The organism is Pararobbsia silviterrae (genome assembly GCF_003628125.1).
Lineage (GTDB): Bacteria > Pseudomonadota > Gammaproteobacteria > Burkholderiales > Burkholderiaceae > Pararobbsia > Pararobbsia silviterrae.
Genome location: NZ_RBZU01000003.1, coordinates 319,524 through 332,221, shown reverse-complemented (window position 1 = coordinate 332,221; position 12,698 = coordinate 319,524). Strand labels below are relative to the sequence as shown.

Below are 12,698 nucleotides of genomic sequence, written 5' to 3'. Positions count from 1 at the left end.
CGATATCGGCAACAAAGCCATGCGATACGCCGACGCGAATCTGTGCATGTGGTCGAGCTTCGATAGGCGACCCGTATATCGCGTGGGTCCCTTCTGGCCTTCACTCGATACGGGTAATTCGAGCCCCGTTGTGAACGTCGCCGCTGACTTTTTCCAGGGTAGTCACTCGGGTGGTCAGGCAGCCAGTCGCTATCGAAATCTCGCCTTCTGGTGCGCCTGCTCTCGTTTCGCATACGCCGATACGTGTTCATGCTCGCGAGCGAAATAGCCGCGCTAAGGATGCCCGCGTCGCGCCGCTTCCGCTGTGGGCGAGATCGGTTCGTGGCACGACGACTTGGCTACCTAGGTGGTCAGATGGTCACTTGCGGTGGTCAGGCACTGACCAAGGGGGGGGTAGGCAAAAGTCCAGACCGATCGAGGGTGGCACCGCGTGTTCAGCGGCATTTTTATGCGGGGCAATTTTTTTAGAGGGGGGGGAGTCAAAAGAAAGGCCCTAGGTTGGCTCGCGCAAGGCCGGCGTCTTCTCGCTTCGAAATTTCTATCGCGGGCCTTCATCGGGCCGTTGGTAGCCTGGGTTCGTCCGCTGGACCGCGCGGCTTCGACGCGATTGTCCCGCGACATCGGCAACCGAAGACTCATTAAACGGCGTCAGGCATCTTGCTCGATATAGTCAGCCCACGCTTGCATCAACTCGCGACGCTTATCCAGCAGATCGCCACGTCGGTAGGCGCTCTCGGTCTTGTCGCGAATCGAGTGAGCAAGCGCCATCTCGGCCACCTCGTTGGCGAACGCCGTGCACTCCGCCGCCCAATCGCGAAACGTCGAACGGAATCCGTGGGTCGTCAGATCCGTGCGCTCCATGCGACGCAACAAAAGCAACAGCGCCATGTTTGACATGGGCTTGTTTTCGCGGACGCCTTCGAAGACTACCCCAGGGCGCCCGCGTGTCGGGAGTGCCCTCAGCAGTGTGATTGCTGACGTCGAGAGTGGGACGCGGTGCTCGCGCTTCCCCTTCATGCGCTCGGCGGGCACGATCCATAAAGCTGCATCAATATCGATTTCGTCCCATGTCGCTCCGATCATCTCGTTTGTTCGGCATGCCGTCAGGATCGTGAATTCCAACGCCTTCGCGCTAAGGGCCGCCTGTTGGCGCAATGTCCGAATGAATGCGTTGACCTGCGAGTACGCGAGCGCTGCGTGATGCTTCGGCTTTTGCACCTTCGATGGTGCTGGCAACAAATGATCAAGGTGACCGCTCCAGCGCGCAGGGTTGTCGCCTTCACGCAGACCTTGCACTTTCGACCAATCCAAGATGTTCTCGATGCGCCCGCGTAAGCGTGATGCAGTCTCGTTCTTCTCGGTCCAGATCGGCGAGAGCACGCGAAGCACGAGTTCAGTGTCGATGTCGCGAGGTCGAAACGCGCCCATGACCGGGTATGCGTACGTGGTGAGCGTATTGGTCCATTGCTGCGCATGCTTTGGGTTGCGCCAGGTCGGTGTGTGCGTCTCGATGTACTTCGTTGCGCATTGCTTGAAGGTCAGCGTTCGCAGAGGGTCGCTGCGCCGTTGGGCCTTCTCGCGCTTTTTCAACACGGCCGGGTCGTCGCCGCGAGCCACGATCTCGCGCAGCTCGTTGCGAGCGAGACGTGCTTGGTCGAGCTTCGTGCGTGGATAGGGGCCGATCTGAATCAAGCCTTCGCGACCGTCGGGTTTCGTGTATCGGTACTGCCAATATTTGAGTCCGTCCGGCTTGATCAGCAGAAACAAACCACCGCCATCACGGATGCGATAGACGGTCGTACGTGGCTTGGCTAAACGGCATTGCAGGTCTCGAAGAAGGCTCTCAGGCATCGCAAATCAGCAGTCAAAAAGTACCCGGAAAAGTACCCGGAATTTTCGGGTATTTCTTGAGTTTTTGCGAGACGTCGTGAGATGATGGATCGGCCTGAATCCCTTTGTGGTATTGGCTTTCCGGGATTTTATGAGACGTCTTGAAAAGGTGTCCTGGCGGAGGCGGTGAGATTCGAACTCACGGAAGGGTTACCCCTTCGCTGGTTTTCAAGACCAGTGCCTTAAACCGCTCGGCCACACCTCCTGCGTCGGCATCGGGGCCAGTGAGCGTCGGGGAGACGCGCCTCGATGCGGCAAGGCGCGTATTGTACCCGAGCCCGCATCCCGATTGAAACCTCGCGCTACGCCTTCAGAAACAACGCCTGCAAATCGTTGAGAAACTGCTGTCCAAGCGGCGTCGGCGCGATCGTCTGGTGATCGCGCGTGATCAGCCCGCGCGCCTCGGCCTCGCGCAACGGCGCTTCGATCGAATTCATCGTAAGCCCCGTACGCTCGATAAAACGATGCACCGGAAATCCCTCGCTCAAACGCAGCGCATTGAGCATGAACTCGAACGGCAGATCCGACGTCCCGACCTCATGCTCCTCCTGCACAGCGTTCTGCTTGAGCGCATGCTCGATATACGTCGTCGGATGCTTGTACCGAATCTGCCGGATGATCCGCTCGGGAAACGACAGCTTGCCATGCGCGCCCGCGCCGACGCCGAGATAATCCCCGAACTGCCAGTAATTGAGGTTGTGCCGACTCCTGCGATGCGGCTTCGCATACGCCGACACCTCATACCGCTCGAAGCCCGCCTCGATCGCGCGCGCATGAATCCAGTCCTGCATGTCGGCCGACGTGTCCTCGTCCGGCAACGGCGGCGGATACTTCGCGAAATACGTGTTCGGCTCAAGCGTCAGGTGATAGAGCGACAAATGCGGCGACCCGTACGACATCGCCATCTCGACATCGTGCTTGCACTCGTCGAGCGACTGCCCCGGCAGCGCGAACATCAGATCCATATTGAAGTTGTCGAACACCTGCGCCGCGACATCGAGCGCGCGACGCGCCTGCGCCGAATCATGGATGCGCCCCAACGACTTCAAATGCCGGTCATTAAAGCTCTGAATGCCGACCGACAAACGGTTCACGCCGCTCGCGCGAAACTGCCGGAATTTATCGGCCTCGAATGTACCCGGGTTCGCTTCGAGCGTGATCTCGGCATCGGCATCGACCGGCAACAACGCACGGATATCGGACAAGAGCCGATCGAGCCCGCGCGCCGATAACAAGCTCGGCGTGCCGCCGCCGATAAAGACGCTATGGATGCGCCGTCCCCACACAAGCGGCAACGACGACTCAAGGTCCGCGCGCAAGGCATCGAGATACGCATCCTCGGGAAAATCGCCTTCGCCCTTCCACTCATGCGAATTGAAATCGCAATACGGGCACTTGCGCACGCACCACGGAAAATGCACGTAGAGCGACAACGGGGGCATCGCGGGCAACCGGATGCGTCCGGGCGCGAGAAAGGCTTGGGTAACTTGAGCCATGACAACAACCTCGATACACGTTCAGACCGATGAACGCGCAATGATTCCAACCGTGCGCACCCGGACAGGCCGGTGCGCGCTCACGCGCCGCGCGTGCTATTCGCGCTCGCGCAACTGCGCAAGCAGATGACGCAATGCCATCGCGCGATGACTGACCGCATTCTTGACTTCGGGCGTCAACGCCGCCGCCGTCATGCCGTGCTCCGGCAGATAGAACAACGGGTCGTACCCGAAGCCGTGCTCGCCTTGCGGCGTCTCGGCAATCTCGCCGAACCAGCGTCCCGCGCCGATGATCGGTTCCGGGTCGCTCGCGTGTTCGACGAACGCAAGCACACAGACATAGTGCCCACGGCGATCGTCGTGCGACGCGAGTTCGGCGAGCAGATGCCGATTGTTCGCCGCATCGCTTTTCTCGCCGCCCGCACGCTGCGCATAACGCGCCGAATAGACGCCGGGCGCGCCGCCGAGCGCTCTCACGCAGAGCCCCGAATCGTCGGCAAGCGCGGGCAGACCCGTCAGCCGCGAAGCATGACGCGCCTTCGTGAGCGCATTCTCGACGAAGGTCTCATACGGCTCCTCGGCTTCAGGCACGCCAAGCGCCCCTTGGGGAACGAGATCGAACCCCGCCGCGTCGAGCAACGCCGCGAATTCCCGCAGTTTACCCGCGTTGTTCGATGCCACGACGACGCGCCGACGCTCGATACCGCGCTCACTATTCATTCGTTGGATTCCGTTTCTTCATGGGTTCGCATCGTGCATGCGCGCATCACACACGCGCGGATGCCGCGGATGCAAGACTCGATCGCACTCGGACTTGCACGCGCATCGCAGATCCCCGCGCGCCGACGCGGCGCTTGGCCACGTCGATCGCGCACGCAAGGCGCACGCCATACAGCGGCGCACTGCGTATCCGCTTACGCATACAACTGTTCGAGCGCCTTGCGTTGCATCGCGATCAGATCGTAAATCCCGGCCTGCGCGAGATCGAGCAACGCATTCATTTCGCCGCGCGAGAACGGCGCGCCTTCGGCCGTGCCCTGGACCTCGACCAAGCCGCCCGATCCCGTCATCACGACATTCATGTCGGTATCGCACTGCGAGTCCTCGACATAGTCGAGATCGAGCAGCGGCACACCGTCATGGATGCCGACCGAGATCGCGGCGACGAAGTCGGTGATCGGCGATTCGACGAGCTTGCCCGCCGACAGAAGCTTCGATACGGCGTCATGCGCGGCGACGAACGCACCCGTGATGCTGGCGGTCCGCGTGCCGCCGTCGGCCTGGATCACGTCGCAGTCGAGATGGATCGTGCGCGCGCCAAGCTTCTCGAGATCGAACACGGCGCGCAGCGCACGGCCGATCAGGCGCTGGATTTCCTGCGTACGGCCGGTCTGCTTGCCGCGCGCGGCTTCGCGATCGCTGCGCGTGTGGGTCGCACGCGGCAGCATGCCGTATTCGGCCGTGAGCCAGCCTTGACCGCGATCGCGCAGAAATCCGGGGACCTGTTCGCTGACGCTGGCCGTGCAGATCACCTTGGTGTCGCCGAACTCGACGAGCACCGAGCCTTCGGCATGTTTCGTGTACTGGCGCGTGATGCGTACCGCACGCAACTGGTCGGGACGGCGGCCGCTGTGGCGGGAGACGCTGGAGGACATGATGGGATCCGCTCAAACAGGAGGGTGGGGAATAACGAGCCCGCATCTTAGCGCTAAACACGCGGGCACCCCAGTCCGATCGGCCCGCCCGGCCGACCGGTGCGCCGAAATGCGATAATCGTGGCTTCAATTGTTTCAGGCGGCTTCGGCCGCCCCAACGCGGAACCGGACAATGATCTACAGCATGACGGGCTATGCCAGCGTGACCCGCGAACTCGCGGGCGACAACGCCGGCAGCGAGGCCGGCGACGCGGTTGCGAGCGTCTCCGTCGAATTGCGCACGGTGAACTCGCGCTTTCTCGATCTGAACTTCCGGATGCCGGAAGAAGTGCGCGTCTGCGAGCCGACGTTGCGCGAAATGCTCATGAACAAGCTTTCGCGCGGTAAGGTCGATATCCGAGTCAACGTCCAGCGCGGCGACAACACGCTCGCGGGCACGATCCTGCCGGGCGCGCTCGATCAACTGCGTACGCTTGAAAACGACGTGCTCGCGGTCTTTCCTGGCGCCGAACGCCTGCGCGTCGGCGAAATCCTGCGCTGGCCCGGCGTGCTCTCCGAAAGCGCCGTATCCCCCGAAGTGCTGCGCGACGCCGTGCTCGCATGCGGCAAGGAAGCGCTGCGCGAACTCATCGACGTGCGCGGCCGCGAAGGCGCCCAGCTCGCGACGATGCTGCTCGGCAACGTGGCCGAAATGGAGGCGATCGTGACGCGGATCACGCCGCTCGTGCCCGAACTCGTCGCGCGTCAACAAGCGAAGATCGTCGAGCGCCTCAACGACGCCCTCGGCATCGGCGCCGCCGACTCCGGCGCAGGCGCGACGGTCGTCACGCGCGAGGAAGCGGCCGAACGCATCCGCCAGGAAGTCACGATGTACGGGATCCGGATCGACATCGCCGAGGAAATCTCGCGGCTCAACGCGCATCTGCGCGAAACGCGCCACGTGATCGAGAAGGGCGGCAAGGTCGGCAAGCGTCTCGACTTCATGATGCAAGAGCTCAACCGCGAGGCCAACACGCTCGGCTCCAAAGCCGCCGCGAAGGAACTCGCCGATGCATCGATGACGCTCAAGCTGCTCATCGAGCAGATGCGCGAGCAAGTACAGAATCTGGAGTGACAACAATGAGCGATAAGACGCCGCGCGACGCCCGCGCAGTGCAGGCCGAGCAGCGCGCCGCCGAATCCGAAGCGCGGGCCGACAAGCCCGCCGAGTACACGGGGAGTTATCCGGGGAACTTGTTCATGGTGATCGCGCCGTCCGGCGCGGGTAAATCGACGCTCGTGAACGCCCTGCTCGAACACGACACGGCGATTCGCCTGTCGATTTCCTACACGACGCGGCCGCCGCGACCGAACGAAAAGCACGGGCGCGAGTACCTGTTCTGCACGAAGGAAGAATTCGCGGAACGCCGCCGCAAGGGCGAATTCCTCGAGAGCGCCGAGGTGCACGGCAATTTCTATGCGACGTCGCGCGTATGGATCGAGGAGCAAATGCGCAACGGCCGCGACGTGCTGCTCGAAATCGACTGGCAGGGTGCGTTGCAGGTGCGCAAACAATTCAGCAACGCGGTCGGGATTTTCATTTTGCCGCCGTCGCTCGAAGTGCTCGAAGACCGTCTGCGCAAGCGTGGACAGGATGAGCCGAACGTGATCGTGCGCCGCCTGCTGGCCGCGGGCAGCGAGATCGCGCACGCGCCCGATTTCGAATACGTCGTCATCAACGAGTCGTTCCCGACCGCGCTCAACGAGCTCCAATGCATCGTCGCGGCGACGCGTCTGCGGTGTGCTTCGCAATATGCGCGGCACACCGAACTGTTCATGCAGCTCGGGATTCATTTGCCGCAGGCTTGAAGGCGATGCGAAACGCGCCGCACGCACATCGCGCACGCGGCTCGCTTCGCACGGCCCGCTCGGCGCTTCATGTAGAATACGCAGCATATAAGGAAGGAACTCACCACCATGGCACGCATCACTGTCGAGGACTGCCTCAAGCAGATTCCGAATCGTTTTGAACTCGCACTGGCGGCAACCTATCGCGCGCGTCAACTCGCGCAGGGACACACGCCGAAGGTCGAGAGTCGCGACAAGCCGACCGTCGTCGCGCTGCGCGAAATCGCCGAAGGCAAGGTCGGCATCGAAATGCTGAAAAAGGTGCCCGTCTGACGACAGGCCCATCGCGGGACTTTCAGATGGCGCTCCGTTCCCGATACGCGTGAGCGCCAAGCGTATTTGACTTACTTATCAGGGAGGCGAGCATGAGTTCCGATTCCTCATCCGCCTCTTTGTCTGTCGAATCGCCGACGACGTCGAAGGCCGCTTCCGCGCGCAAATACATCGACGCCGTGCTCGAGCAGTCGTTCCGGCACTTGTTCGGACCGACCGCGACACCCGAGCAGCCGCGCAAGCACGAGGTCGTTTCAATCGCGAAACTGACCGCCACGCTGTCGGCTTACCTCAAGAAGAACGAGCTGAAGGAGGTCAAGGCGGCCTTCCACTTCAGCGACGAGGCGCACCTCGGTCAATATCGCCAAAGCGGCGAACCCTATATCACGCATCCCGTCGCGGTCGCCGAAATCTGCGCCGACTGGAAACTCGACGCGCAGTCGATCATGGCGGCGCTGCTCCATGACGTGATGGAGGACCAGGGCGTCACGAAGACCGAACTCGCCGAGCGGTTCGGACCGAAGGTCGCGGAACTCGTCGACGGGCTGTCGAAGCTCGACAAGATGGAGTTCCGGAATCGCGAGGAAGCGCAGGCGGAAAATTTCCGCAAGATGCTGCTCGCGATGGCGCGCGATGTGCGCGTGATTCTCGTCAAACTCGCCGACCGCCTGCATAACATGCGCACGCTCGGCGCGGTGCCGACCGAAAAGCGGCGCCGCGTCGCGCGCGAGACGCTCGACATTTATGCGCCGATCGCGCACCGCCTCGGGCTCAACAATACGTTTCGCGAGCTTCAGGACCTCAGTTTCGCGAATTTCAACCCGCGCCGGTACGCGACGCTCGAAAAAGCGGTCAAGGCCGCGCGCGGCAACCGGCGCGAAGTCGTCGGCAAGATTCTCGAGTCGGTTCAGCGCTCGCTTGGCGACGCCAAGATCCAGGCTGACGTGACGGGCCGCGAAAAGACGATCTTCAGCATCTACCAGAAGATGCGCGACAAGCAACTGTCGTTCTCGCAGGTGCTCGATGTCTACGGCTTCCGCGTCGTCGTCGAGCAGCCGCTCGAATGCTATATGTGCGTCGGCGCGCTGCATGCGCTCTATAAGCCGGTTCCGGGCAAATTCAAGGATTACATCGCGATTCCGAAGGTCAACGGCTATCAGTCGTTGCACACGACGCTCGTCGGGCCGTTCGGTACACCGATCGAATTCCAGATCCGCACGCGCAAGATGCACGAGATCGCCGAGTCGGGTGTCGCGGCGCATTGGCTCTACAAGAACGGCAGCGCCGATCTCAACGATGTCCAAAAGCGCGCGCATCAGTGGCTGAGTTCGCTGCTCGATATCCAGTCCGAAGCCGGCGATTCGACCGAGTTTCTCGAACAGGTCAAGATCGATCTGTTTCCCGACGCCGTCTACGTCTTCACGCCGAAGTCGAAGATCATGGCCTTGCCGCGCGGTGCGACGGCGCTCGACTTTGCGTACGGCGTGCACAGCGATCTCGGCAATCAGTGCGTCGCGGTCAAGATCAACAACGAGTTGCTGCCGTTGCGCACGGAGCTCAAGAGCGGCGACATCGTCGAGGTCATCACGGCGCCGTATTCGAAGCCGAATCCGGCGTGGCTCGGCTTCGTGCGGACCGGCAAGGCGCGCGCGGCGATCCGGCACTATCTGAAGACGATGCGCTTCAACGAGTCGGTGCAGCTCGGCGAGCGACTCGTCGATCAAGCGCTCAAGGCGTATCGGTTGTCGCTGGCGGACGTCACGCCCGAGGTCTGGGAGAAACTGTCGCTCTGGACGGGGAATCGCAATCGTCAGGAGTTGTTCGCGGATATCGGTCTCGGACGCGATGTCGCGGCGGTCATGGCCAAGCGTCTCGAAGTGCTGATGAGCGGTCGCGAGGAAGACGACGAAAACGGCCTCGCCGGCGCCGAAGCCTCCGCGGCGCATCACGGCGGCGGAGCGGGTGGGGCGGCGGTCGTGATCACGGGCACCGAGGGGATGTCGGTGCAGCTCTCGCCTTGCTGCCGCCCGATTCCGGGCGATGCGATCATGGGTTATATCGGCATCGGTCTCGGCATGGCGATTCATACCGCCGACTGTCGCGTCGCGCAGCGTATTCATCGCCGCGATCCCGAGCGCTGGATCGATGTCGCGTGGGCGCCCCAGCCGGGCCGCCTGTTCGATGTTGGCGTCAAGGTGCTCGTCAAGAGCGCGAAGGGCGTGTTCGCGCGCGTCGCGGGCGACATTACGTCGGCCGACGCGAATATCGTCCACGTCGCGATGGACGAAAACATTACGCAGGGCATCACCGAACTGCGCTTCATCATCCAGGTCAGCGATCGCGTGCATCTGGCGAACGTCATGCGCCGGACGCGGGCGAATCCGGACGTCGTGCGGATCGCACGCGAACGGCCGAGCGAAGAGCCTGCCGGTCGCCACGACGGCGGCATCCGGATCGATCGCGATCGATCGGATTACTGACGGCCCGCATCGCGAGCGCACGGGCCGCTGCGCAGGTCTCGTGTGCAAGACGTACGGCGGACCGTGTCAGCGGCGATCGGCCGATCAAGTTCCGCGTACTTCTGTATCGCTGTTGGGTGTCTGCTGACATCGATGTCGGCTGAGCGCTCGACGAGGCAACGGCCCATTCGAACAGACTGAATCGATGCATGCTCCGCGCCGCGTAGCGACGCGTGTGCGCCGCTTCAGTGACGGCCGAGGGATGGCGCGCCTGGAGCGCTTGCGGTGCCTCTCGACGCGGGCTAGTGCGAGCTTGTTTGCCGAGGCGGGTAGGTCACGTCGAGGATCTCGATCTGCTCGATGCCGGCGGGCGTGTGGAGCGGTACGACATCGCCAATTCTCGATTTGACGAGTGCGCGTGCGATCGGCGAGATCCAACTGACTTTATTGTGGTCGAGATCGACCTCGTCGATGCCGACGATCGTGAGCCGATGTTCGCTGCCGTCTTTCGTGGCGTAGTCGACCGTCGCGCCGAAGAACACCTGATCGATATTCTCCTGCTTGCTCGCGTCGACGACCTCGGCGATATCGAGCCGTTTAGTGAGGAAGCGCACACGTCTGTCGATCTCGCGAAGACGTCGCTTGCCGTAGATGTAGTCGCCGTTTTCGGAGCGATCGCCGTTCGATGCGGCCCACGACACGAGGCGCACGACGTCGGGTCGATCGACATCGATCAGGTGCAGCAATTCATCCTTGAGACGCTGATAGCCGGCCGGGGTGATGTAGTTCTTCGCACCGGGCGGAATCGGAGGGGCGTTCGACTCAAGATCGTCGTCGTCGGCGTCCGAAGATGAAGTTTCTTTGACAAAAGCCTTGTTCATGGGGAAAATGCGGGCTGCGCGAGGAACGCGTGGACTTGAAGCATAGAGTACCAGCAAAGAGACGAACAAAACGCTTTGCAAATCGCCAAGTCCTCGCTATAATCTTGCTTCTGATGTGCGGCTGTAGCTCAGTTGGATAGAGTACTTGGCTACGAACCAAGGGGTCGTGGGTTCGAATCCTGCCAGCCGCGCCACTTATGCTGTAAAAAAAGGCCTTCCGAATGGAAGGCCTTTTTCATTTCCTGCGTCGCATTCGGTGTTGGCGCCGTATTCCGTGATGAGCGTGCTGCTGCGGCGATCTGTCATGTCGGTGGTGACGCGCGGACCACGCTGCGGGTTCTGCGACATCGGGCCGACCTGCGGGATGGGGGCGAACGTGACCACGCGACGTTTGGATCAAGCCGCATAGGCTCCGGATCCTGGTGCGTCCACTTCGGGCGATCGGCCCGATTCCGATTCGTGCGCGCCGAATGATGGACCTGCGGCCGTCAGCGCGTCACCCGACGCAATCGCGCCATCGAGCACGCGCATCGCTTGATTGAGGCGGCCATCCTTTTTCCAGATCAGATACTTCGAGTAGCAGGTTTGCTGGGGCGGATAGTGCGAGGGCAGGTAGAGCCAGCGTTCGCCCGTGGTCTGGATCCAGCGAATCGCATCGAGCACGGCTCGCGCATTGGCCGATGGCCTTCCCGTGCTTTTTCGCGGGCGTTGGGTGTCCTCGAATAGATGCTTGATCGCGTTCCATTCGTTGTCGGTGAGATCGCTCATGGTGCGTGTCCGGGCGAGGATCGTGGCGTGCTGCGCTATCGGATCGCCGACGTATCCACCGTGCCCTGTTCCTGATTGTCGATGAGTTGAACGGCGGGCCCGAGAACCGAAGACCGGCCAAAAAAAAGGCGCCGCCCAAAGGGTGCGGCGCCTCGCTTCATGGATCGAAGCTTAGAAGCTGTGACGCATGCCTGCCGTCACGAGCACTTGCGAGTCCCCTTCCGACGGGCCGCTTGCGCCAGCGATAAACGCGTGGTCGGCGTCGCCGTTCGCGTTTTGATACGCAGCACCAACGTACACGTCGGTGCGCTTCGACAGGGCGTAGTCCGACATCAGATTCACTTGTTGGAAATTGCCGTGCAGCGACTTGCCCTTCACGTTGTCGAAGCGGACGTCACTGAATACGTACGACGAGCTGAGCGACCACGCGGGTGTCACTGCGTACTTGCCGTTCAATTCATAGTTGTTGATTTTTCCGCTCTGGCTCGAAATCGGCATAGCGAACGTACCGTTGCCATAGCCGATTACGCCGTCGAGTTGCGTCTGCGTCCAGACGAAGCCAACCGAAGCCGGACCGAATGCATAGCTGCCACCTGCGCCGAACGTCTGCTGCTTGTCTGCCCTGATGCCGTAGTCGCTCGACACTGCGCCGCCCGAGTTGGTCGCGCTGTTGGGCTCATTGAGCATCGTGTACGCGGCGGCAAGGTACAGCGGCCCGTTCGCATACTTCGCGCCGATGCTATACGCGCGGTTGTTGTCCGACAGTCCCGAGCCGCCGTTCGCCGCGCCGTACAGGCCGCCGAACGAGAAGCCGCCGTAGTTCGCGCTCGAGAACTTGAACGCGTTGTTGATCCGGAACGTACCCGCGAGATTGTCGTTGTCGAACGGGTGCGCGAACATGGCGCCGCCCGCGCGATTGTCCATATTGGCAAGGCTCAGCGGGCTCACGTAGTCGACCATCGACTCGTATTGACGACCGAGCGTGAACGAGCCCCAATGATCGCCGGCCAGCCCGACAAAGCTTTGACGCGCGAACAGGCCGTTCTTCGAGCCGCCCGAATAAAGGTCGAAACCGCCTTCCAAGGTGAAGATCGCCTTGAGACCGCCGCCGAGATCCTCGGCGCCGCGCAACCCGAACCGGCTACCCGAGGTCATGTTGCTCGTCGCGCGCCAGGTCGCGCCCGTGTTCGCTGCATCGTTGCTCGTGTAGCTCAGGCCTGCGTCAATCAACCCATACAGCGTCACGCTGCTTTGGGCGTGGGCGGCGACAGCAAACAAGCCAGTCACGCCGGCGACGATAAGGGTTTTTTTCATATCTGCTCCAGTACGTGTCGAATCCCGGACACACGCCGCACGCCCCCTCGTCGGGCTGCCGCGCACGATGCGCCG

At 62.0% G+C, this 12,698-nt stretch carries 11 protein-coding genes and 2 tRNA genes; 5 read left to right on the top strand and 8 right to left on the bottom strand.

The genetic code is table 11. The features are described 5' to 3' along the window. Positions 1 to 648: 648 nt before the first annotated feature. The 5 genes from D7S86_RS09635 to rph form a co-directional block, all read right to left on the bottom strand. Entirely contained in the window at positions 649 to 1,851 is a 1,203-nt protein-coding gene (locus tag D7S86_RS09635) for a tyrosine-type recombinase/integrase (RefSeq protein ID WP_121085779.1), read from the bottom strand. A 154-nt stretch (positions 1,852 to 2,005) separates the two neighbouring features. Next, positions 2,006 to 2,095, bottom strand: a tRNA-Ser gene (locus D7S86_RS09630). A 97-nt stretch (positions 2,096 to 2,192) separates the two neighbouring features. Next, positions 2,193 to 3,386 (bottom strand): radical SAM family heme chaperone HemW, encoded by a 1,194-nt coding sequence (hemW, locus tag D7S86_RS09625; protein WP_121085777.1) that lies wholly within the window; start codon positions 3,384 to 3,386, stop codon positions 2,193 to 2,195. A gap of 96 nt (positions 3,387 to 3,482) precedes the next feature. After that, complete coding sequence (gene rdgB / locus D7S86_RS09620) at positions 3,483 to 4,106, bottom strand: RdgB/HAM1 family non-canonical purine NTP pyrophosphatase (RefSeq protein ID WP_121085775.1); 624 nt, start codon at positions 4,104 to 4,106, stop codon at positions 3,483 to 3,485. A 194-nt stretch (positions 4,107 to 4,300) separates the two neighbouring features. After that, on the bottom strand, positions 4,301 to 5,041 hold the full coding sequence (gene rph / locus D7S86_RS09615; protein ID WP_121085773.1) for a ribonuclease PH: 741 nt from the start codon (positions 5,039 to 5,041) through the stop codon (positions 4,301 to 4,303). Positions 5,042 to 5,213: 172 nt separating this feature from the next. Here rph and D7S86_RS09610 point away from each other — a divergent pair, with 172 nt between their 5' ends. From D7S86_RS09610 to D7S86_RS09595, 4 genes are all read left to right on the top strand, one after another. Beyond that, on the top strand, positions 5,214 to 6,155 hold the full coding sequence (locus D7S86_RS09610) for a YicC/YloC family endoribonuclease (RefSeq protein ID WP_121085771.1): 942 nt from the start codon (positions 5,214 to 5,216) through the stop codon (positions 6,153 to 6,155). A 125-nt stretch (positions 6,156 to 6,280) separates the two neighbouring features. Further along, the gene (gene gmk / locus D7S86_RS09605) at positions 6,281 to 6,889 is read left to right on the top strand and encodes a guanylate kinase (RefSeq protein ID WP_240648086.1); all 609 of its coding nucleotides are present in this window, start codon (positions 6,281 to 6,283) and stop codon (positions 6,887 to 6,889) included. Positions 6,890 to 6,997: 108 nt separating this feature from the next. Beyond that, positions 6,998 to 7,201 (top strand): DNA-directed RNA polymerase subunit omega, encoded by a 204-nt coding sequence (gene rpoZ / locus D7S86_RS09600; protein WP_121085769.1) that lies wholly within the window; start codon positions 6,998 to 7,000, stop codon positions 7,199 to 7,201. Between the two features lie 92 nt (positions 7,202 to 7,293). Further along, positions 7,294 to 9,681, top strand: a complete 2,388-nt coding sequence (locus D7S86_RS09595; RefSeq protein ID WP_121085767.1) for a RelA/SpoT family protein — start codon at positions 7,294 to 7,296, stop codon at positions 9,679 to 9,681. 281 nt (positions 9,682 to 9,962) lie between these two features. On the opposite strand, the gene greB is transcribed toward D7S86_RS09595, so the two are convergent. Beyond that, positions 9,963 to 10,541, bottom strand: a complete 579-nt coding sequence (greB, locus tag D7S86_RS09590) for a transcription elongation factor GreB (RefSeq protein WP_121085765.1) — start codon at positions 10,539 to 10,541, stop codon at positions 9,963 to 9,965. Positions 10,542 to 10,658: 117 nt separating this feature from the next. Here greB and D7S86_RS09585 point away from each other — a divergent pair. Then, a tRNA-Arg gene (locus D7S86_RS09585) sits at positions 10,659 to 10,735 on the top strand. 202 nt (positions 10,736 to 10,937) lie between these two features. On the opposite strand, the gene D7S86_RS09580 is transcribed toward D7S86_RS09585, so the two are convergent. Both D7S86_RS09580 and D7S86_RS09575 read right to left on the bottom strand, forming a co-directional pair. Further along, complete coding sequence (locus D7S86_RS09580; RefSeq protein WP_121085763.1) at positions 10,938 to 11,309, bottom strand: transposase; 372 nt, start codon at positions 11,307 to 11,309, stop codon at positions 10,938 to 10,940. Between the two features lie 171 nt (positions 11,310 to 11,480). After that, positions 11,481 to 12,623, bottom strand: a complete 1,143-nt coding sequence (locus D7S86_RS09575; protein ID WP_121085761.1) for a porin — start codon at positions 12,621 to 12,623, stop codon at positions 11,481 to 11,483. Positions 12,624 to 12,698 lie beyond the last annotated feature (75 nt).